Origin of the sequence: Enterobacter sp. 22466, from assembly GCF_052044775.1 — a bacterium.
Classification (GTDB): Bacteria; Pseudomonadota; Gammaproteobacteria; order Enterobacterales; family Enterobacteriaceae; genus Enterobacter; species Enterobacter dissolvens.
On the sequence record NZ_JBQENX010000001.1, the window covers coordinates 861,595 to 882,298 of the forward strand.

15 protein-coding genes, 2 tRNA genes and 1 other RNA gene are annotated in these 20,704 nt (G+C 55.8%); 10 read left to right on the forward strand and 8 right to left on the reverse strand.

Features of this window, described 5'->3' with window-relative positions; translation table 11 throughout:
- Positions 1 to 153: 153 nt before the first annotated feature.
- Positions 154 to 792: an HTH-type transcriptional regulator RutR gene (rutR, locus tag ACTJJI_RS04065; protein ID WP_047362586.1), complete on the forward strand. Its 639-nt coding sequence runs from the start codon at positions 154 to 156 to the stop codon at positions 790 to 792.
- 456 nt (positions 793 to 1,248) lie between these two features.
- On the opposite strand, the gene ACTJJI_RS04070 is transcribed toward rutR, so the two are convergent.
- Complete coding sequence (locus ACTJJI_RS04070; protein WP_046889864.1) at positions 1,249 to 1,638, reverse strand: lysozyme inhibitor LprI family protein; 390 nt, start codon at positions 1,636 to 1,638, stop codon at positions 1,249 to 1,251.
- 51 nt (positions 1,639 to 1,689) lie between these two features.
- Positions 1,690 to 5,652: a trifunctional transcriptional regulator/proline dehydrogenase/L-glutamate gamma-semialdehyde dehydrogenase gene (putA, locus tag ACTJJI_RS04075; RefSeq protein ID WP_440653136.1), complete on the reverse strand. Its 3,963-nt coding sequence runs from the start codon at positions 5,650 to 5,652 to the stop codon at positions 1,690 to 1,692.
- Between the two features lie 423 nt (positions 5,653 to 6,075).
- On the opposite strand from putA, the gene putP reads away from it, so the two are divergent.
- Together putP and ACTJJI_RS04085 are read left to right on the forward strand one after the other, a co-directional pair.
- The gene (gene putP / locus ACTJJI_RS04080; RefSeq protein WP_440653138.1) at positions 6,076 to 7,584 is read left to right on the forward strand and encodes a sodium/proline symporter PutP; all 1,509 of its coding nucleotides are present in this window, start codon (positions 6,076 to 6,078) and stop codon (positions 7,582 to 7,584) included.
- A gap of 117 nt (positions 7,585 to 7,701) precedes the next feature.
- A complete protein-coding gene (locus ACTJJI_RS04085) occupies positions 7,702 to 8,121 on the forward strand; it encodes a DUF3574 domain-containing protein (RefSeq protein ID WP_046889875.1) in 420 nt (139 codons plus the stop codon).
- A 70-nt stretch (positions 8,122 to 8,191) separates the two neighbouring features.
- On the opposite strand, the gene ACTJJI_RS04090 is transcribed toward ACTJJI_RS04085, so the two are convergent.
- Positions 8,192 to 9,376: a NupC/NupG family nucleoside CNT transporter gene (locus ACTJJI_RS04090; protein WP_014831394.1), complete on the reverse strand. Its 1,185-nt coding sequence runs from the start codon at positions 9,374 to 9,376 to the stop codon at positions 8,192 to 8,194.
- Between the two features lie 251 nt (positions 9,377 to 9,627).
- Here ACTJJI_RS04090 and efeU point away from each other — a divergent pair, with 251 nt between their 5' ends.
- The 5 genes from efeU to ACTJJI_RS04115 all read left to right on the forward strand — a co-directional run bounded on the left by efeU (position 9,628) and on the right by ACTJJI_RS04115 (position 16,125).
- The gene (gene efeU, locus ACTJJI_RS04095) at positions 9,628 to 10,461 is read left to right on the forward strand and encodes an iron uptake transporter permease EfeU (RefSeq protein ID WP_013097186.1); all 834 of its coding nucleotides are present in this window, start codon (positions 9,628 to 9,630) and stop codon (positions 10,459 to 10,461) included.
- A 43-nt stretch (positions 10,462 to 10,504) separates the two neighbouring features.
- Positions 10,505 to 11,632, forward strand: coding sequence for an iron uptake system protein EfeO (gene efeO, locus ACTJJI_RS04100; RefSeq protein WP_440653141.1), 1,128 nt, complete (start codon positions 10,505 to 10,507; stop codon positions 11,630 to 11,632).
- Between the two features lie 5 nt (positions 11,633 to 11,637).
- On the forward strand, positions 11,638 to 12,921 hold the full coding sequence (gene efeB / locus ACTJJI_RS04105) for an iron uptake transporter deferrochelatase/peroxidase subunit (RefSeq protein WP_047362224.1): 1,284 nt from the start codon (positions 11,638 to 11,640) through the stop codon (positions 12,919 to 12,921).
- Between the two features lie 500 nt (positions 12,922 to 13,421).
- On the forward strand, positions 13,422 to 14,213 hold the full coding sequence (gene phoH / locus ACTJJI_RS04110; RefSeq protein WP_014831397.1) for a phosphate starvation-inducible protein PhoH: 792 nt from the start codon (positions 13,422 to 13,424) through the stop codon (positions 14,211 to 14,213).
- Between the two features lie 406 nt (positions 14,214 to 14,619).
- Entirely contained in the window at positions 14,620 to 16,125 is a 1,506-nt protein-coding gene (locus ACTJJI_RS04115; RefSeq protein ID WP_014831398.1) for an alanine/glycine:cation symporter family protein, read from the forward strand.
- A gap of 166 nt (positions 16,126 to 16,291) precedes the next feature.
- Here ACTJJI_RS04115 and ACTJJI_RS04120 read toward each other — a convergent pair.
- The 3 genes from ACTJJI_RS04120 to ACTJJI_RS04130 all read right to left on the reverse strand — a co-directional run bounded on the left by ACTJJI_RS04120 (position 16,292) and on the right by ACTJJI_RS04130 (position 18,075).
- Positions 16,292 to 16,379: transfer RNA gene (locus tag ACTJJI_RS04120), tRNA-Ser, on the reverse strand.
- A 137-nt stretch (positions 16,380 to 16,516) separates the two neighbouring features.
- Positions 16,517 to 17,194 carry an isochorismatase family protein gene (locus ACTJJI_RS04125; RefSeq protein WP_440653144.1) on the reverse strand — a complete coding sequence of 226 codons (678 nt, stop codon included), beginning with the start codon at positions 17,192 to 17,194 and terminating at the stop codon, positions 16,517 to 16,519.
- 20 nt (positions 17,195 to 17,214) lie between these two features.
- Complete coding sequence (locus tag ACTJJI_RS04130) at positions 17,215 to 18,075, reverse strand: pirin family protein (RefSeq protein WP_063427487.1); 861 nt, start codon at positions 18,073 to 18,075, stop codon at positions 17,215 to 17,217.
- A 109-nt stretch (positions 18,076 to 18,184) separates the two neighbouring features.
- Between ACTJJI_RS04130 and ACTJJI_RS04135 the strand changes: the two genes are divergently transcribed.
- Entirely contained in the window at positions 18,185 to 19,090 is a 906-nt protein-coding gene (locus tag ACTJJI_RS04135; RefSeq protein ID WP_248042099.1) for a LysR family transcriptional regulator, read from the forward strand.
- 133 nt (positions 19,091 to 19,223) lie between these two features.
- On the opposite strand, the gene ACTJJI_RS04140 is transcribed toward ACTJJI_RS04135, so the two are convergent.
- Both ACTJJI_RS04140 and ACTJJI_RS04145 read right to left on the reverse strand, forming a co-directional pair.
- A non-coding RNA gene (locus tag ACTJJI_RS04140) (RtT sRNA) lies at positions 19,224 to 19,361 on the reverse strand.
- Positions 19,362 to 19,405: 44 nt separating this feature from the next.
- Positions 19,406 to 19,493 (reverse strand) — tRNA-Ser (locus ACTJJI_RS04145).
- A 231-nt stretch (positions 19,494 to 19,724) separates the two neighbouring features.
- On the opposite strand from ACTJJI_RS04145, the gene ghrA reads away from it, so the two are divergent.
- Complete coding sequence (ghrA, locus tag ACTJJI_RS04150) at positions 19,725 to 20,663, forward strand: glyoxylate/hydroxypyruvate reductase GhrA (RefSeq protein WP_063411313.1); 939 nt, start codon at positions 19,725 to 19,727, stop codon at positions 20,661 to 20,663.
- The last annotated feature ends 41 nt before the right edge of the window (positions 20,664 to 20,704 follow it).

Here is a 20,704-nt window from a genome sequence, read left to right on the forward strand (position 1 = left end):
TCAATGGTTGGTGAATTGAGCGCGACAAAAGTGGACTAACTGGTCAAAAACATTGCACACAAAACAGGCATTCATGCGCGATGGGAGTGCAGAATGTCGTGGCGAGGCGGGGGTTTTGCTATGCTGATGGCAACGCAGAATAAGGAGAGCGGGATGACACAAGGCGCAGTGAAAACAGCAGGTAAACGTTCGCAGGCGGTGAGCGCCAAAAAACACGCCATCCTCAGTGCGGCGCTGGAGACTTTTTCGCAGTTTGGCATTCACGGCACGCGCCTGGAGCAGGTGGCGGAGCAGGCCGGGGTGTCCAAAACCAATCTGCTCTATTACTACCCGTCGAAAGAGGCGCTGTACGTGGCGGTGATGCAGCAGATCCTGGATATCTGGCTGGCGCCGCTGAAAGCCTTTCGTCAGGAGTTCACCCCGCTGGTGGCGATCAAAGAGTACATTCGCCTGAAGCTGGAGGTCTCCCGTGATTATCCGCAGGCATCCAGGCTGTTCTGTCTGGAGATGCTGCAGGGTGCGCCGCTGCTGAAGGCCGAATTGACGGGTGATTTGAAACAGCTGGTGGACGATAAATCCGCGATCATCGCCGGATGGGTCGCCAGCGGCAAACTGGCACCTGTCGATCCGCAGCATCTGATCTTTATGATTTGGGCCGCCACCCAGCACTACGCTGATTTTGCGGCCCAGGTGGAAGCGGTAACCGGAAAGACGCTGCAGGACGAAGCGTTTTTCCAGAGCACCCTCGAAAACGTGCAGCGGATGATTATTGAAGGGATCCGCGTGCGCTAGTTTCCCTCACCCTAACCCTCTCCCTGTGGACTGAGGGATCCCCAGTAATTTTTTACCGAAAGCGATGAATGTTGTTCCGGGAAAATGAATGACTTACAGCGACGCCCTGGTCCGGCTGTAAATCGCTGAGGCGTTTCCTGCAGGCCGGGGCGAGGCGCATGGATGCGCCGAGAGGGCGGCTTTACAGGGACGTTACCTCCGCCCGTCCCCGATAAGCCGGAAGGAATAAGCCGAGGGCACCGCGAAGCGGCGATTTACCGCCGGGAGCCCGGGTCGCCAGGGTGGTGGCGATTGAGCCACCCTGGCACGTTCACGGGTCATGTTGTTACAGAGTAGCAAGGAACATAAAGTGAACGGAATGACCTCTACAGCCATATGTTCCCCCTCACCCCAACCCTCTCCCTTAAGGGAGAGGGAGTCCTCCGTGCAGGTATTATTTTATGGGGATCCCTCAACCTACGGGGAGAGGGGACAGCTTAAGTCGCCCTCTTCACACTGCATCAGCGAGGCCAGAAACGCCTCGCGTTCCACGGTTTTCTCTGTCAGGCACTGACTAATGATCATAGGCTGCACGCTGCCCCCCTCGGTACCGGAACCGATAAAGTTGCAGTCTGCATCGCGCAGGGCAATCCACGCCTGCTGCGCCTTTTTCAGCAGGTCACGCTGTGGGGCCGCCGCACGTTTAATGGCGGCCTGATAAGTCTGGTTGAGCTTTTTATCGGCAGCCTGGTATTGCTGCGCGCTACAGGTATTCAGTTCAAGCTGGGTGGTCGCTTTGTCGCACTCGTCGGCCAGCGCGCTGGCGCTGAGCAGCAGTGCTGCACCTGCGATAATAAATCGTTTCATACACTCCCCAATAAAATAAGGCTCCGTCTCCGGAGCCTTATTAGCACAGCGTTAGCCGATTGTCATCAGGCTGGCGTTACCCCCCGCCGCCGCGGTGTTGACGCTGAGCGAGCGCTCCACGTACAGGCGCTCCAGCAGCAGGTTGGTTTCACCGCGGGCGAAGCCCTGCACGGAAACGATGGCACCGCTGCGGGCCGCAACCTGCTCGCACAGTTCGCGCAGCTGATCGGAATCACCGTGGTAGATAACCGCGTCAAATGGCTGCGCAAGCAGGGCATCAGGCTTGGCAAAGTGAATGCGGGCAGAAACCGCTTTCGGCAACTGCTTCGCCAGATCGCGGTGCAGACCCTCTTCCTGCCACAGCACTTCGCAACCCGTTGCCATCGCGGCGGCCAGCTGAACCAGCGCATCCTGTTCGTTATCCGCCACGCACAGCACGCGCTCGCGCGGCATCAGCGTCCAGGTGTTGCGTTCGCCGGTAGGCCCCGGCAGCAGACGCTGCGTGCCAGCCTGCGCCAGTTCGCCGTACTGCTGAGCGACAGCACGCAGCTCAGGACGTTTTTCCGCCCAAGTGATGAGGGCTTCCAGCGGCTGCGTCAGCACGGTTTTCAACTGCGCGTCCACCGGATAGTCTGCATCCTGGCGTGCCAGCGTTACGCCCAGCGCGTTCTCCGGACGGTTTGCCAGCAGACGGTACAGGTAGAGCGGACCGCCCGCTTTTGGACCGGTGCCGGAGAGCCCCTCGCCGCCGAACGGCTGTACGCCCACGACCGCACCCACCATGTTGCGGTTGACGTACAGGTTGCCCACTTTGGCGCTGCCGGTGACCTGGGCGATGGTTTCGTCGATGCGGGTATGCACGCCGAGCGTCAGGCCATAGCCGGAGGCGTTGATTTGCTCGATCAGCGCGTTCAGGTTGTTACGGTTGTAACGCACCACGTGCAGCACCGGACCGAAGACCTCTTTTTTCAGCTCGTCGAAGCTTGCCAGTTCAATCAGCGTTGGCGGCACAAAGGTGCCGGTCTGCCACTCGCGGGCATCTTCGCTGTTCTCGCGCACGGCCTGGAACACTGGACGGCCCTTGGCACGCATGGCCTGAATGTGGTTTTCAATGTTGGCTTTGGCTTCCGCGTCGATCACCGGCCCGATATCGGTGGTGAGACGGCCCGGGTTACCCATGCGGCACTCGGCCATGGCACCACGCAGCATCTTCAGCGTGTGGTCGGCCACGTCGTCCTGCAGGCACAGCACGCGCAGGGCGGAGCAGCGCTGACCGGCGCTATCGAAGGCGGAGGCCAGCACGTCAACCACCACCTGCTCGGTGAGGGCAGAGGAGTCAACAATCATGGCGTTCATGCCGCCGGTTTCCGCGATGAGCGGTGTTGGGCGGCCCTGGGCATCCAGACGGGTGGCGATGTTACGCTGCAGCAGAGAGGCCACTTCGGTGGAGCCGGTAAACATCACGCCACGCACGCGGTTATCCGCGGTGAGCTTCGCACCCACCGTTTCACCCCGGCCTGGCAGCAACTGCACCACGCCCGCCGGTACGCCCGCTTCCAGCAGGATGTTAATGCCCTGAGCGGCAATCAGCGGGGTTTGCTCCGCCGGTTTGGCCAGCACGCTGTTGCCTGCGGCAAGCGCGGCGGCAATCTGGCCGGTGAAGATCGCCAGCGGGAAGTTCCACGGGCTGATACAGACCACAGGACCAAGCGGGCGGTGCGTTTCGTTATCGAAATCGTCGCGTACCTGGCCTGCGTAGTAGTGCAGGAAGTCCACGGCCTCGCGGACTTCGGCGATAGCGTTACTGAAGGTTTTCCCCGCTTCACGCACCAGGATACCGATGAGCGACTGCATCTGATCTTCCATCAGCACCGCGGCGCGTTCCAGAATGGCGGCACGCTCCTGCGGCGGGGTGGCGAACCAGATTGGCGCGTTGTTTACCGCGCTCTCCAGCGCCTGCTCCACTTCCGCTTCCGTGGCTTCACGCACGTAGCCAACAATATCTTTTGGCTCTGCCGGGTTGATCACCGGCTGCATCTCGCCGTCTGCGACAGGCTGTTCCATCATCGGTTTGGCCTGCCATTTCTGCAGTGCACTGTTGAGCAGGGCAGAAGAGAGGGACGCCAGGCGGTGTTCGTTAGCGAGATCCAGACCCGCCGAGTTGATGCGGCCTTTGCCGTACAGCTCGCGCGGCAGGGCAATCTTCGGATGCGGCAGACCAATCTGGCCTTCCTGAGCCGCCATTTTCTCAACGGCCTGCACCGGATCGGCAACCAGTTCGTCCAGCGGCAGGGTGGTATCGGCAATACGGTTAACGAAGGAGGTGTTCGCTCCGTTCTCCAGCAGACGACGCACCAGGTACGCCAGCAGGGTTTCATGGGTACCCACCGGGGCATAAATACGGCACGGACGGTTCAGTTTGCCCTCGGCCACTTTACCGGTGACCTGCTCGTACAGCGGTTCACCCATGCCGTGCAGGCACTGGAATTCGTACTGGCCCGGATAGTAGTTCTGTCCGGCCAGGGTATAGATCGCCGCCAGGGTGTGGGCGTTGTGGGTAGCGAACTGCGGGTAGATCAGGTTTGGCACGCCGAGCAGTTTTTTGGCACAGGCGAGGTAAGAGACGTCGGTGTATACCTTGCGGGTGTAAACCGGATAGCCTTCCAGACCTTCCATCTGGGCGCGTTTGATCTCGCTGTCCCAGTAGGCACCTTTGACCAGACGGATCATCAGACGACGACGGCTGCGGCTGGCCAGGTCAATCAGGTAATCAATAACGAACGGGCAGCGTTTCTGGTAGGCCTGAATAACAAAGCCAATCCCGTTCCAGCCTGCCAGCTCCGGCTCGAAGCACAGTTTTTCCAGCAGATCGAGCGAGATCTCCAGGCGGTCTGCCTCTTCGGCGTCAATGTTGATGCCAATGTCATACTGGCGCGCCAGCAGGGTCAGGGATTTCAGGCGCGGGTAGAGCTCTTCCATTACCCGGTCGTACTGCGCGCGGCTGTAGCGCGGGTGCAGGGCGGAGAGCTTGATTGAGATGCCCGGGCCTTCATAAATACCGCGGCCGTTAGAGGCTTTACCGATGGCGTGGATCGCCTGCTGGTAAGAGACCATGTAGGCCTGCGCGTCGGCAGCGGTCAGGGCCGCTTCACCCAGCATGTCGTAAGAGTAGCGAAACCCTTTATCTTCCAGCTTGCGGGCGTTGGCCAGCGCTTCGGCGATGGTTTCCCCGGTAACAAACTGCTCGCCCATCAGACGCATCGCCATATCCACGCCTTTGCGGATCAGCGGCTCGCCGCTCTTACCGATGATACGGTTCAGGGAGCGGGAGAGGTTGGCTTCATTGTGGGTCGAGACCAGTTTGCCGGTAAACAGCAGACCCCAGGTGGCGGCGTTAACGAACAGCGACGGGCTGCGGCCAATGTGTGACTGCCAGTTGCCGTTGCTGATTTTATCGCGGATCAGAGCATCACGGGTGGCTTTATCCGGAATACGCAGCAGCGCTTCCGCCAGACACATCAGCGCCACGCCCTCCTGCGAAGAGAGGGAAAACTCCTGCAGCAGGCTCTGCACCATGCCGGCCCGGCCGCTGGCGGTTTTTTGATTACGCAGCTTGTCGGCCAGTTGATACGCCAGGCTGTGCGCCTGCGCCGCAACGGCTTCTGGCAGGCGAGCCTGTTCCAGCAGCATTGGCACAGCGTCGGTTTCAGCACGGCGGTACGCGCCGGTAATGGCGGCACGGCTGACGGATTGCGGCAGGATCTGCTCGGCGAACTCGAGGAACGGTTGGTGATTCTCCTCGGCCGCGACGGTGGCGTCATCGCTTTCATTGGCGGCACCCGCCAGCAGGGCGGGCAGCTCAGGCAGACCTTCGTCGCTCTCAAGCCGTTCGAGATAGTTAAAAATCGCCTGCTTGATTAGCCAGTGCGGCGTGCGGTCAATGCGGGTTGCTGCGGTCTTAATCCGTTCGCGGGTTGCGTCATCCAGCTTAACCCCCATGGTGGTCATGCCCATGCCAAAACTCCTGTTGTTCTTTCATGATGTTCGGTGGTTAGCCTGAAATATCCACCATGTTGCAACTTTGTGCAACCGTGTTAAATGTGACCCGGCTTGCAAGCTGAAAAATGAATGGATTGTTAACGGATGGTTAGCTGGAAAAAAGCGCTGGCTTCTGCATGGGAAGCCTGTTTTTATGCGGTACTTAACACTTTTAAAAGGTGCAACCCGTATAAATGTGAGCGAGTGCAACCTATAGGAAAGACATATAAAACCAGGGATGAATTTGATGTAAATGCAGTGTTAAATCGTTTGTGTGCGAGCACTGCTTACGGCAGGATACGCGCGGCCAACAGAAACACATACACACATCACCCCGTTCCGGTGATGACATAACAAAGGCAACCCGGACGGTTGTCGCTCGACTTTTGGAGAATTTGAATGGCAATTAGCACACCGATGCTGGTGACATTTCTCGTTTATATATTTGGCATGATCCTGATAGGGTTTTTGGCATGGCGTTCAACAAAGAACTTTGATGACTACATTCTGGGTGGCCGCAGTTTAGGCCCGATGGTGACCGCGCTCTCTGCGGGGGCATCGGACATGAGTGGCTGGCTGTTGATGGGGCTGCCGGGGGCGATTTTCATCTCCGGTATTTCTGAAAGCTGGATCGCTATTGGCCTGACCGTTGGGGCGTGGATTAACTGGAAGCTGGTGGCGGGCCGTCTGCGCGTGCATACCGAAGCGAACAACAACGCCCTGACGCTGCCGGATTACTTCACCGGCCGTTTCGAAGATAACAGCCGCATCCTGCGCATTATCTCGGCAGTGGTGATCCTGCTGTTCTTCACGATCTATTGTGCCTCCGGCATTGTGGCCGGTGCGCGTCTGTTCGAAAGCACCTTCGGCATGAGCTATGAAACCGCCCTGTGGGCCGGTGCGGCGGCAACCATCCTCTATACCTTCGTGGGTGGGTTCCTGGCGGTAAGCTGGACCGACACTGTGCAGGCGAGCCTGATGATCTTCGCCCTGATCCTGACCCCGGTGATTGTGATTTTCACCGTCGGCGGTCTTGGCGATTCGCTGGAAGTGATCAAGCAGAAGAGCATTGAAAACGTCGATATGCTCAAAGGGCTGAACTTTGTTGCCATCGTCTCCCTGATGGGCTGGGGTCTGGGCTACTTCGGTCAGCCGCACATCCTGGCGCGCTTTATGGCGGCCGATTCTCACCACACCATCGTTCATGCGCGTCGCATCAGTATGACGTGGATGATCCTCTGTCTGGCAGGGGCGTGCGCGGTGGGCTTCTTTGGCATCGCATACTTCAGCAATAACCCGGCGCAGGCGGGCGCGGTAAACCAAAACGCCGAGCGCGTGTTTATCGAGCTGGCACAAATCCTGTTTAACCCGTGGATTGCCGGTATTCTGCTCTCTGCCATTCTGGCGGCGGTAATGTCGACCCTGAGCTGCCAGCTGCTGGTCTGCTCCAGTGCGATCACTGAAGACCTCTACAAGGCTTTCCTGCGTAAAGGCGCGAGCCAGAAAGAGCTGGTGTGGGTAGGGCGCTTTATGGTGCTGCTGGTGGCGCTGGTGGCGATTGCGCTGGCGTCTAACCCGGAAAACCGCGTGCTGGGTCTGGTGAGCTACGCGTGGGCGGGCTTTGGTGCGGCGTTTGGGCCGGTGGTGCTGTTCTCCGTGATGTGGTCACGTATGACCCGTAACGGCGCGCTGGCGGGGATGATTATTGGTGCAGTGACCGTTATCGTCTGGAAACAGTTCGCGTGGCTGGGCCTGTACGAAATCATCCCGGGCTTCATCTTCGGCAGTATCGGTATTGTGGTCTTCAGCATGCTGGGTAAAGCGCCGTCTGCCTCCATGCAGAAACGCTTTGCAGAAGCGGATGCCCATTACCACACTGCGCCGCCGACGAAGCTCCAGGCTGAGTAATTTTTCTTCCTGCACACTGTAAGCCGGGTGAGCGTCAGCGCCACCCGGCTTTTTTCTTGCCAAAATCCGTAATTTACGGTGATATCGCTGCACTTATAACAATGAGGATAGCGAAGCATGACAATCAAAACAGGGTTAATGGTAGCGGCATTAATGATGCTGGTGGGCTGCACGGCGCCGTCGCAGCCTACGGCGTCGGAGACCTGCAAAGCGGACAATCAGATGCAGCAGACCACGCTCTATTTCGGCTTAAATCGTCCTGCCGGAGCGCAGATCACCCCCAACGAGTGGCAGCAGTTTGTTGACCAGGACGTCACGCCGCGTTTTCGCGATGGCTTAACGGTGTTTGAGGCGCGTGGACAGTGGCTGGGCAACGACGGGAAAGTGGCGCGCGAACCGAGCAAGGCGTTGATGCTGATCCACGGAAAAGATGCGCAGAGCGAGAAAAACATTGAAGCGTTACGTGGGATTTATAAATCCCGCTTCGCGCAGGAGTCGGTGATGCGGGTCGATCAGCCGGTGTGCGTGCAGTTTTAATGAAAACGGCGGGATAACCCGCCGTTGTTGTATCGTAGGCCGGGATCGCTGCGCGCCACCCGGCATCACATCACAATACCAGGCCCGCAAAGCTCGCCGACAGCAAACTCACCAGCGTCGCGCCATACACCAGACGCAGACCAAACCGCGAGACCACGTTCCCCTGCTGCTCGTTCAGGCCCTTGATTGCGCCAGCGACAATACCGATGGAGGCGAAGTTAGCAAACGACACCAGGAACACGGATAAAATCCCCAGTCCGCGCGGTGACATCTGATGCGCAATTTTTTGCAGCTCAATCATTGCCACAAATTCATTCGCTACCAGTTTGGTTGCCATAATACTGCCGGCATTTAAGGCATCACTCAGCGGAATACCCACCAGCCACGCCAGCGGATAAAACACATAGCCCAGGATCTGCTGGAAGCTCATGCCAAATATGCTGGAGAAAAGGGCGTTGATGGCGCTAATAAGGGCAATGAAGCCAATCAGCATCGCCAGAATAATCATCGCCACTTTAAAACCAGCCAGAATATACTCGCCCAGCATTTCGAAGAAGCTCTGGGATTCGTGCAGTTTTTCGAGCTTAATATCCGGCTCCGCTTCCGGGCGCACCGGGTTGATGACGGAGAGAATAATGAAGGTGCTGAACATGTTGAGAACGAGCGCCGCTACCACAAATTTAGCGTCGAGCATGGTCATATAGGCACCGACAATCGACAGGGAGACGGTCGACATGGCCGTGGCCGCCATGGTGAACAGACGACGTGACGAGAGATCGCCCAGTACGCCCTTGTAGGCAATGAAGTTTTCAGACTGTCCGAGGATCAGCGAGCTTACCGCGTTAAAGGATTCCAGCTTGCCCATACCGTTCAGTTTCGACAGCAGTGTCCCGATCACCCGAATAAAAATCGGCAGAATGCGCCAGTGCTGAAGAATACCAATCAGTGCGGAAATAAAGATAATCGGGCACAGTACGCCGAGGAAAATGAACGCCAGTCCTTTTTCACCCATTCCGCCAAAGACGAAATTGGTCCCTTCGCTGGCAAATTTCAGCAGCGATTCAAAGAAACCAGATACGTATTTAATCAGGAATAACCCGCTTTCGGCATGCAGGAAAAAGAATGCCAGTGCGATTTCAATAACGATCAGCTGTAAAACAAAGCGAATGCGAATTTTTCGGCGGTCAAAACTCGTAAGCCAGGCAAGCGCAAGAATAATCACCAGCGCCAGCAGGAAATGGACAATCTTAAACATGGTTTATTTTCGGTTAGTTTGCGAGGCGGATATTTAGCCACAGCGCTGATTAACCGTAAATGGGCATTTTCGTTATAACTTATAAACCTGAACGTCACGAGCGTAACTATTACCTCGCGATGCGTTTACAACTCGTCATCAAAACACCACACATTTCGCTTGTTTTTCTTATCGCCGTAATGATAATCACTATCACAAGAATTTACCTTTCTTTGCATCAGTTGACCGCGATAAACATTTAAGGTGTCGGCATGTTTGTTCCATTTCTCATAATGTTACGGGAAGGCCTCGAAGCGGCCCTCATTGTTAGCCTCATCGCCAGTTATCTGAAGCGAACCCAGCGTGGACGCTGGATTGGCGTGATGTGGATAGGGGTTTTCCTCGCCGCGGCGCTCTGTCTGGGCCTGGGGATTCTGATCAATGAAACCACCGGTGAATTCCCGCAGAAAGAACAGGAGCTGTTCGAAGGTATCGTTGCCGTGATTGCGGTCGTGATCCTCACCTGGATGGTGTTCTGGATGCGTAAAGTCTCGCGTAACGTGAAGGTGCAGCTGGAGCAGGCGGTAGATAACGCCCTGCAGAAGGGAAATCATCACGGCTGGGCGCTGATCATGATGGTCTTTTTCGCCGTGGCGCGTGAAGGCCTGGAATCCGTTTTCTTCCTGCTGGCCGCCTTTCAGCAGGATGTGGGGATCTGGCCACCGCTGGGGGCGATGCTGGGGCTGGCAACGGCCGTGGTGCTCGGCTTCCTGCTCTACTGGGGCGGCATTCGCCTGAACCTGGGGGCGTTCTTTAAATGGACCAGCCTGTTCATTTTGCTGGTGGCCGCAGGGCTGGCAGCAGGGGCGATTCGCGCTTTCCATGAGGCGGGTCTGTGGAACCACTTCCAGGATGTGGCGTTCGATCTCAGCAACGTTCTTTCTACCCATTCACTGACCGGCACGCTGCTCGAAGGGATCTTCGGCTACCAGGAAACGCCAAGCGTCAGCGAAGTGGCGATGTACTTTATCTATCTCATTCCGGCGCTGGCGCTGTTCTTTATGCCATCGCGCCCCAGCGCTCAGCCGTCGCGGACTGCGCCCTGATGTGCTTACTGTAGTTACAACATACTTTTAAAAGGGAAGGGTCATGGCAATTCAATTTCGTCGTAGTGCGTTACAGGTTGGTGTGGCAGCGCTTGTTGCTTCTGCCTTCGCCGCTCAGGCTGCTGATATTCCACAGGTTAAGGTGACGGTGAATGATAAGCAGTGTGAGCCGATGACCATTACGGTCAACAGCGGTAAGACACAATTTATTATTCAGAACCACAGCCAGAAAGCGCTGGAGTGGGAAATTCTCAAAGGCGTGATGGTCGTGGAAGAGCGCGAAAATATCGCGCCGGGCTTTAGCCAGAAAATGACGGCTAACCTGCAGCCGGGCGAATATGACATGACCTGCGGTCTGCTGACCAACCCTAAGGGTAAGCTCATCGTCAAGGGAAATGCCACAGCGGATGTCGCAAAAGGCACGGCTCTGCTGAGCCTGGGCGATGCCATCACCGCCTATAAAGCGTATGTTACCAAAGAGACGGCAGACCTGGCGGCGGGAACCAAAGCCTTTACGGATGCGGTGAAAGCGGGCGATCTCGACAAAGCGAAATCCCTGTATGCGCCAACCCGTCAGCACTATGAGCGCATTGAGCCGATTGCGGAGCTGTTCTCCGATCTTGATGGCAGCATTGATGCCCGTGAAGACGATTACGAGCAGAAAGCGGCCGATCCAAAATTCACCGGCTTCCACCGTCTGGAGAAAGCCCTGTTTGGCGATAACTCCACCAAAGGGATGGAGAAGTATGCCGATCAGCTCAACAGCGACGTGCTGGAGCTGCAAAAGCGCATCAGCGAGCTCGCCTTCCCGCCGTCAAAAGTGGTGGGCGGCGCGGCCGGACTGATTGAAGAAGTGGCCGCCAGCAAAATCAGCGGTGAAGAAGATCGCTACAGCCACACTGACCTGTGGGATTTCCAGGCGAACGTCGATGGCGCTCAGAAAATTGTTAACCTGCTGCGCCCTCAGCTGCAGAAAGAGAACAGCGAGTTGCTGGCAAAAGTGGATGCCAACTTTAAGAAAGTCGACACCATTCTGGCGAAGTACCGCACCAAAGACGGGTTTGAAACCTACGATAAACTGACCGACGCCGACCGTAATGCGCTGAAAGGCCCGATTACCGCCCTGGCGGAAGATCTCTCCCTGCTGCGTGGCGTACTGGGTCTGGACTAAGCACGATGAACAAGCATGACGAATACGACGTGGCGGAACCTTCACGTCGTCGGTTGTTGAAAGGGGTAGGGGCGCTGGGGGGCGCATTTGCCCTGGCTGGAGGGTGTCCGGTGGCGCATGCGGCAAAACCGCAAAGTGCACCCGGCACGCTGTCACCGAATGCCCGTATGGAGACGCAGCCGTTCTATGGTGAGCATCAGGCGGGCATTCTGACGCCACAGCAGGCCGCCATGATGCTGGTGGCCTTTGATTCGCTGGCAAGCGATAAAGCTGACCTGGAGCGTCTGTTCCGCCTGCTGACCACCCGCATCGCGTTTCTGACTGCCGGGGGGCCGGCACCGGAAACGCCTAACCCGCGTCTGCCGCCCATGGACTCGGGGATCTTAGGGCCGTTTATCGCTCCGGATAACCTGACCATTACGGTGTCGCTGGGCGAATCGCTGTTTGATGCGCGCTACGGGCTGGCAAAACAGAAGCCGAAAGCGCTGCAAAAAATGACGCGTTTCCCGAATGACTCGCTGGACGCGGCTCTGTGCCACGGCGATCTGCTCCTGCAGATCTGTGCCAATACGCAGGACACGGTGATCCACGCCCTGCGGGATATTATCAAGCACACGCCGGATCTGCTGAGTGTGCGCTGGAAGCGGGAAGGGTTTATCTCTGACCATGCTGCCCGCAGCAAAGGCAAAGAGACGCCGGTTAACCTGCTGGGCTTTAAGGACGGCACTGCCAACCCGGACAGCAGCAATAGCGCGCTAATGAAAGAGGTGGTGTGGGTTACAGCCGATCAGGGCGAGCCAGCATGGGCCGTGGGCGGGAGCTATCAGGCGGTGCGGGTGATTCAGTTCCATGTGGAATTCTGGGATCGCACGCCGCTCAAAGAGCAGCAGACAATCTTTGGCCGTGACAAGCAGAGCGGGGCACCGCTTGGCATGAAGCACGAACATGATGTGCCGGATTACGCCAGCGATCCCAATGGCGATACCATTGCGCTGGATAGCCATATCCGTCTGGCGAACCCGCGCACCAAAGAGACGCAGTCCAGCCTGATGATGCGCCGGGGCTATAGCTACTCGCTGGGGGTGACCAACTCGGGTCAGCTCGATATGGGGCTGCTGTTTGTCTGCTACCAGCACGATCTGGAGAAAGGCTTCCTCACCGTGCAGAAGCGGTTAAACGGTGAAGCGCTTGAAGAGTATATTAAACCTATCGGTGGCGGCTATTTCTTCGCGCTGCCAGGGGTACGCGATTCAAACGCGTATCTCGCGCAAGGGCTGATCGAAGCCTGATAATTGTCCCTGCGATAGTTCGCGGGGACATTATTTTTTCCTATGACTATCTCTCTGTTATATTTCTGTAATATTCCTGTATGAGACTGATTTCAACTGCAGGAGCAGTCTTAAAAGTTGCAGTCAGGTAAAATAAATGTTGCATTTATGATAACTCCTGATGTACTTAAGATAAGACAGCGGTAGTTCCCGGCAGTGATGCTGAATCACTATGGAGATCGCGAATGGTTGCGTCCTGTACTGGACAAGGTAAACACAACAACCGCAGCACCCGGCGCGGAGGCTCAGACTCCGGCAGCGATTTCCTCACCACTAAATTCTCCCCTTCTACTCAGAAACCTGATTCTACCGACGTGCAGAATGGTGCGCGTAGCTATTCTGTTTCGTCATCCGGAAAGGCAAGCAATGGCTTACAAGGAAGCCAACCCTCTGATGTTCGTGCGCATAATCGTGCCGAAGCTGGCGCGTGTGATGAATACCAACAACTCAAGGTGCTATCCATGGGAAGACAAAAAGCAGTGATCAAAGCTCGTCGCGAAGCAAAACGTGTGCTGAGACGGGATTCACGTAGTCATAAACAGCGTGAAGAAGAATCGGTCACCTCGCTTGTGCAGATGAGTGGCGTAGAAGCAATTGGCATGGCGCGGGACAGCCGTGATAATTCCCCAATTGTGGCGCGCAATGAGGCTCAGGCGCACTACCTGAATGCTATCGAGAGTAAACAGCTCATCTTTGCAACCGGTGAAGCCGGATGCGGGAAAACCTGGATCAGTGCAGCCAAAGCAGCGGAGGCCCTGATCCATAAGGACGTGGAGAGAATTATTGTTACCCGTCCGGTACTGCAAGCTGATGAAGATCTCGGCTTCTTGCCCGGAGATATATCGGAGAAGTTTGCCCCTTACTTCAGGCCCGTTTATGACGTGCTGGTGAAGCGACTGGGTGCATCCTTTATGCAGTACTGCCTGCGACCAGAGATTGGCAAGGTGGAAATCGCGCCGTTCGCCTATATGCGCGGACGTACATTTGAAAATGCGGTCGTCATTCTTGACGAGGCTCAGAACGTGACCGCTGCGCAAATGAAGATGTTCTTAACGCGCCTCGGGGAGAACGTGACGGTTATCGTCAATGGCGATATTACCCAATGTGACCTGCCATCCGGCGTGAAATCCGGATTGAGCGACGCCATGTCACGTTTTGAGGAAGATGAGATGATTGGGGTGGTTCGCTTCACCAAAGATGACTGTGTGCGATCGGCATTGTGTCAGCGCACGCTGCAAGTCTATTCCGACTGAAGGTAAAACATTACCGTTTTACCTCTCTTCAGTAATCCCTTCCCGGCGTAATGCCGGGAAGCTTCGTTTATTCCTGCTCTCACCTCGCGCGTGGTTATCTTTTAATAAAGCACCTGTCGTGCGGAATTCATCATTTCGGTATTGATTTCAGCGGTGGGTTTTTATCCCTCTCAGCGAAATGTGACGCGTATTTATAATATCCACAAAATATCCATGAATATCATGATCGCGCTAATTGTTCGTTCAAATTTAAACGTGAATGTTGTCACATAATGTTACTAAGTTGTAAAAATTAAGTTGGTGTCTTGTGGGTAATTATCTATGTTTCGTACTGATTCAAACAACATTCTAACAAGAAAATCCCATGGGGAACCGTTTCCCTGGAACATCACGTTGAGGGTCATACATGAACGAACTGGTTGGTGCAATTAACGGTGTTATCTGGAGCCCGGCGTTAATATTTTTATGTCTGGGTGTCGGTCTCTATTTCTCATTACGTAGTCGTTTTTTGCAGTTACGTCATATAAAACATATGATTACCTTGATGTTCCAGGGGCGTCCTACCGATGCCGGGGTATCGTCGTTCCAGGCACTGACGATGACGCTGGCAGGGCGAGTAGGGACCGGAAACATTGCTGGTGTCGCCACCGCCATCACCTTCGGGGGACCGGGCGCACTTTTCTGGATGTGGATGGTGGCGTTTTTAGGTGCCAGCTCAGCGTTTGTGGAATCTACGTTGGGCCAGGTTTATAAAGAAAAAATTAACGGTGAATATCGTGGCGGTCCTGCCTTTTATATCGAAAAAGGATTAGGGGTAAAATGGTATGCATGGTTATTTGCCGTCGTCACCATTTTCTCCTGCGGTCTATTAATGCCAGGGGTACAAGCAAACTCGATTGGTGCCAGTCTGGATATTGCTTTTGGGCTTGATCCCAATGTCACGGCGGCATTACTGGCCGTACTGTTAAGCTTTATTATTTTCGGTGGCGTGAAAAGGATCGCCAGTTTTAGCAGTATGGTCGTTCCGTTTATGGCGCTCGGCTATATTATTGTGGCTTGCGTTATTATCGCGATTAATATTACCGAGCTTCCTGGTGTGATTCTGTTGATCTGGAAAAGTGCTTTTGGTCTTGAAGCTGGCTTTGGTGCTATCCTGGGTCAGGCTATCATGTGGGGCGTTAAGCGCGGCGTCTATTCCAACGAGGCGGCGCAAGGTACCGGCCCGCATGCATCATCCGCGGCGGCAGTGAGCCATCCGGTGAAACAGGGGCTGGTTCAGGCCTTCTCGGTCTATATCGATACGCTATTTGTCTGCTCCGCGACCGGATTTATGCTGTTGATCACCGGTCTTTACAATGTTCAGGGTGTCGATGGTGCAGCCCTCTACACCGGTATTTCAGGCGTGGCGGCAGGGCCAGGCTATGTGCAGACGGCAATGGAAAGTATGATGCCAGGCTTTGGTAATTACTTTGTGGCTATTGCGCTGTTCTTCTTCGCCTTCACCACCATTATTGCCTATTACTATATTGCTGAAACCAATATCGCCTACATCAACCGTAAAATTCACCGTCCGTGGCTGACATTCTTGCTCAAATTATGTCTGATGGCTTCCACGGTTTACGGCACCGTCCGCACCGCGGATCTGGCATGGGGGCTGGGAGATATTGGGGTAGGGCTGATGGCATGGCTCAACATTATTGCCATTGTGCTTTTGCATAAAAAAGCGTTCGTCAGTCTGAAAGATTATGAAATTCAGAATGCGCAGGGACTGGATCCGCATTTTGACCCGATTCGCCTGGGGATTAAAAATGCCGATTACTGGCTGGAAGAGCGTAAAGATGAACCTGCTGCGAATCCAGAACAGACGACTTCTGTCGTGAGAGAGCAGAGCGCAGGAAAAGTGAACAATTAAGGGGGGAGCCCGTATTGCTATACGGGCTCAGACTGCTGGCAATGTGCGCTTTGTTGGTTTCGCCCAGCGGCGCTACGCTTGCACGGGCCTACGAGGCTTGTCGGCGAGATAAGGCGACTATAAAAGAAAAAAGCCCGTACTTTCGTACGAGCTCTTGTCTTGAATATGGCGGTGAGGGGGGGATTCGAACCCCCGATACGTTGCCGTATACACACTTTCCAGGCGTGCTCCTTCAGCCACTCGGACACCTCACCATATTGTTTTGCTGCCTGACCGCTTGGGGGGCAACGGGGCGCTACTATAGGGAGTTGCGCTAAAACGGTCAAGCAGATTTTCAGCTTTAGTGCGTGTTCGGTTAAGCCTTAATCAGCTCAGGTCACATCATCGGCGCTTAACGCTGTGAATCGAGCGCTTCGCTGTTTTTCACCACTTCCTGCGCCTTGCCGTAGCTCTCGATCAGTAGCTGATACGCCGGGAAAATGTGCGTGTAGACGTCTGCCCACTCGGCCGCATCTTCACGGTTCCATGTCCGCTGGATCTCAGAGGCAACGGCCGCCGTATCCATTGGCACCACGCCTGCCTGCACCACACGGGCCAGGGTGATCTCCTGCGCCATTTTGCTGTAAGTACCGGACGCATCAATCACCGCAAAGACTTTATAGCTATCCGCCACTGCGCTAATCGACGGAAACGCCATGCAGACGCTGGTGATGGTACCGGCGATAATCAACGTTTTACGTCCGGTGGCTTTAACCGCGGCCACAAATTCCGGGTTATCCCAGGCGTTGATCTCCCCTTTACGTGCCACATACTGTGCATGCGGCGCGTTGGCATGAATTTCCGGGATGAGCGGACCGTTTGGGCCCTGCGGAACGGAAGCGGTGGTGATCACCGGGATGTTCGCAAGCGTCGCGATTTTCGCCAGAGCCGCCGCACGGGCACGCAGCTCAGGCATCGGCATATCTCCGACGGTCTGGAACAGGCCACTCTGGTGGTCGATAAGCAACATCACCGCATCGTTCACATCAATGACCGGACGTGCTCCATTAAAATTGGCAGGTGTAGACATGTTCTTCTCCTTTATTACGGTTAGATCTGGCCGAAGCGGCCGGAGTTGAAATCACGAATGGCTTCATTGATTTCGGTTTTACTGTTCATCACGAATGGGCCGTAGCCCACAATTGGTTCATTCAGCGGTGCACCGGCCATCAGCAATACTTTGGCATCGCTGCCGGCTTCCAGATGTAACGTCTCACCTTCCTGACTCATGACCACCAGCTGTGCTTCTCCCGCGTGAGCCGTACCGTTCACCGTGACATGGCCTTCCAGCACCACCAGCGCCGTGCTCCAGCCCTCTGGCTGACTGAGCGTGATGTGGCTGCTCTGGTTGAGGGCAATGTCCCACACGTTCAGCGGCGAGAAGGTATGCGCCGGGCCGCTAACATCGTCGTAGTGACCGGCGATAACCCGCAGCGAGCCGCTGTTATCGGGCAGCGTCACCACCGGGATATCGGCTTTGGTGATGCTTTGATAGCCCGGCGTGGCCATTTTGTCTTTCGCTGGCAGGTTGACCCAAAGCTGCATCATCTTGAGTTCTCCGCCTTTGTGCGCGAACGCGCTGGAGTGAAACTCTTCATGCAGAATGCCTGCACCGGCTGTCATCCACTGCACGTCGCCCGCACCAATAACGCCGCCTCTGCCGGTGGAGTCGCGATGCTCCACTTCGCCGGCATAGACGATGGTGACCGTTTCAAAACCACGATGCGGATGCTCGCCCACCCCGCGCTTAGTGCCGTCCGCCGGGAAGGTATGTGGGCCTGCGTAGTCCAGCAGTAAGAACGGGCTCAGCGACTCGCCGTGGGTTTGATAAGAAAACATCGAACGCACCGGGAAACCATTGCCAACCCAGTGTTGACGGGGTGCGGTATAGACGCCTGTTACGTTTTTCATGATGAACTCCTGATGTTCTGTCGATGTAATTAGCTTATATTCAGCGTTAATATCCCGGTAGAGGGTGAAAATGGCATTCACTGTTCTGAAAATAGAACGATGAGGGTTTATGCAGGATCTCAATGACTTCGTCTGGTTTGTGAAAGTGGTCGACTACGGTGGTTTTGCGGCGGCGGGAAGAGCGCTTGACCTGCCCAAGTCCAGGCTGAGCCGCCGGATTGCGCAGCTGGAAGAACGGCTTGGTGTGCGGTTAATACAGCGTACAACCCGTCAGTTTACGGTAACGGAGGTCGGGCAGACGTTCTATCAGCACTGCAAAGCCATGATGGTTGAAGCGGAAGCGGCGGAGGAAGCCGTGGCCGCGCTGCAGGCGGAACCGCGCGGTATCGTCAGGCTCACCTGTCCTGTCACGTTGTTGCATGTGCATGTCGGCCCGATGCTGGCGCGGTTTATGGCGCGCTACCCCGGTATCACCCTTCAGCTGGAAGCAACGAACCGGCGGGTTGATCTGGTGGGAGAGGGGGTGGATGTGGCGATCCGCGTGCGTCCCCGTCCGTTTGATGACAGCGATCTGGTATTACGGGTGCTGGCCGACAGGGGACATTGCCTGGTCGCGGGCCCCGCGTTAATTGAACGCCTGGGGAAACCGTTGATGCCGTCCGAACTTAGCGCCTGGCCCGGGTTAAGTATGGGCGAGGGTAAACACATTCATAAGTGGGACTTGTGTGGTCCGCAAGGGGCGAAAGCGGAAATCCATTTTACTCCTCGCTTTATTACCACCGACATGCTGGCACTGCGTGCAGCGGCTATGGCGGGTATCGGTGTGGTGCAACTGCCGATATTGATGGTGAAAGATCAGCTGGCGTCAGGAGAACTGGTTCGGGTGCTTGAGGCGTGGGAACCACGACGGGAGGTGATTCATGCAGTTTATCCGTCAAGACGCGGCTTGCTGCCGTCCGTCAGGGCACTGGTGGATTTTCTCACTGACGAGTATGCGAAGATGGTTGAAGAGTAACTTTGTCTAGGTCGGGTAAGCGCAGCGCCACCCGACATAAAGAGCGCAGGGAGTCTCAAGGTTCTCATCCCCCCCTTTCGGAGACTATAAAAGAAAAAAGCCCGTACTTCCGTACGAGCTCTTGCCTTGAATATGGCGGTGAGGGGGGGATTGACTCGCTTCGCTCGCCCTTCGGGCAGCCTGTTCGCTGCGCTCGCAGTCTGTCCAACTGGCTGTCGCCAGTTGTCGAACCCCGGTCGGGGATTCTCATCCCCCCCTTTCGGAGACTATAAAAGAAAAAAGCCCGCACTTTCGTACGAGCTTTTGCCTTGAATATGGCGGTGAGGGGGGGATTCGAACCCCCGATACGTTGCCGTATACACACTTTCCAGGCGTGCTCCTTCAGCCACTCGGACACCTCACCATATTGTCATCCCGTTGTTGTCGGGACGGGCGCTAATGTAAGGAAAAGCCGAACAGCCGTCAACTCACTTTTTCAGTAAATTAGCGCATTTAGACAAACTTCAAACAACATGATTCTTAAATGTGCTGAAAGCGCCTTTTTTATCAGCAACGCGGTCCGGCGATAAATTTGTTATGCTGGCAATCCAGTTGAAAATGAAAATAAAACAGCGCAAAAAAGGCAGGAATGAGTATGGATATTATCTTCTATCACCCCACTTTTGATACGGCTTACTGGATTAATGCACTTTCGGCGGCGTTGCCGGGGGCGCGCGTGCGTGAATGGAAGCGCGGTGATAACGAACACGCAGACTACGCGCTGGTCTGGCATCCCCCGGTTGAGATGCTCCAGGGGCGCAAGCTGAAGGCTGTTTTTGCCCTCGGTGCCGGTGTGGATTCCATTCTGAGCAAACTGAACGCGCATCCTGAAATGCTGCCGGAAGATATTCCCCTGTTCCGCCTGGAAGATACCGGCATGGGCCAGCAAATGCAGGAGTATGCCGTGAGTCAGGTGCTGCACTGGTTCCGCCGCTTTGATGATTATCAGGCCTTAAAACTGCAATCCCGCTGGGAGCCGCTGCCTGAGTATCAGCGTGAAGATTTTACCATCGGTATTCTCGGGGCGGGCGTGCTCGGCTCAAAAGTGGCGGAAGCGCTGGCGCCGTGGGGCTTTCCGCTGCGCTGCTGGAGCCGCAGCCGCAAGGACTACCCTGGCGTTGAAAGTTTTGCCGGAACAGATGAACTCCCGGCGTTTCTGAAGGGCACGCGCGTGCTGATCAACCTGCTGCCGAATACGGCGGAAACGGTCGGCATTATTAATAGTGCGCTTCTGCATCAGTTGGCGGATCAGAGTTACGTGATGAACCTGGCGCGCGGTGTCCATCTGGTAGAGGCCGATCTGCTCAAGGCCCTTGAGAGTGGCAAGGTGAAAGGCGCGATGCTGGATGTGTACAGCCGCGAGCCCCTGCCGGCAGAAAGTCCGCTGTGGGCGCATCCGCGGGTGGCGATGACCCCACACGTCGCCGCTGTGACGCGTCCGGCAGAGGCGGTGGCCTATATTACGCACACCATTAGTGAGATAGAACAGGGCAACGCGGTGACCGGACAGGTCAACAGACAGCGCGGCTACTGAGTGAAACCCGGCGTTAGCCGGGTTTTTGCTAATAATCGCTG

Bases quoted from the DNA above. Each gene is read 5' to 3' on its own strand.
- rutR (WP_047362586.1), top strand. From the start codon at position 154: ATGACACAAGGCGCAGTGAAAACAGCAGGTAAACGTTCGCAGGCGGTG.
- ACTJJI_RS04070 (WP_046889864.1), bottom strand. From the start codon at position 1,638: ATGAAACGATTTATTATCGCAGGTGCAGCACTGCTGCTCAGCGCCAGC.
- putA (WP_440653136.1), bottom strand. From the start codon at position 5,652: ATGGGCATGACCACCATGGGGGTTAAGCTGGATGACGCAACCCGCGAA.
- putP (WP_440653138.1), top strand. From the start codon at position 6,076: ATGGCAATTAGCACACCGATGCTGGTGACATTTCTCGTTTATATATTT.
- ACTJJI_RS04085 (WP_046889875.1), top strand. From the start codon at position 7,702: ATGACAATCAAAACAGGGTTAATGGTAGCGGCATTAATGATGCTGGTG.
- ACTJJI_RS04090 (WP_014831394.1), bottom strand. From the start codon at position 9,376: ATGTTTAAGATTGTCCATTTCCTGCTGGCGCTGGTGATTATTCTTGCG.
- efeU (WP_013097186.1), top strand. From the start codon at position 9,628: ATGTTTGTTCCATTTCTCATAATGTTACGGGAAGGCCTCGAAGCGGCC.
- efeO (WP_440653141.1), top strand. From the start codon at position 10,505: ATGGCAATTCAATTTCGTCGTAGTGCGTTACAGGTTGGTGTGGCAGCG.
- efeB (WP_047362224.1), top strand. From the start codon at position 11,638: ATGAACAAGCATGACGAATACGACGTGGCGGAACCTTCACGTCGTCGG.
- phoH (WP_014831397.1), top strand. From the start codon at position 13,422: ATGGGAAGACAAAAAGCAGTGATCAAAGCTCGTCGCGAAGCAAAACGT.
- ACTJJI_RS04115 (WP_014831398.1), top strand. From the start codon at position 14,620: ATGAACGAACTGGTTGGTGCAATTAACGGTGTTATCTGGAGCCCGGCG.
- ACTJJI_RS04125 (WP_440653144.1), bottom strand. From the start codon at position 17,194: ATGTCTACACCTGCCAATTTTAATGGAGCACGTCCGGTCATTGATGTG.
- ACTJJI_RS04130 (WP_063427487.1), bottom strand. From the start codon at position 18,075: ATGAAAAACGTAACAGGCGTCTATACCGCACCCCGTCAACACTGGGTT.
- ACTJJI_RS04135 (WP_248042099.1), top strand. From the start codon at position 18,185: ATGCAGGATCTCAATGACTTCGTCTGGTTTGTGAAAGTGGTCGACTAC.
- ghrA (WP_063411313.1), top strand. From the start codon at position 19,725: ATGGATATTATCTTCTATCACCCCACTTTTGATACGGCTTACTGGATT.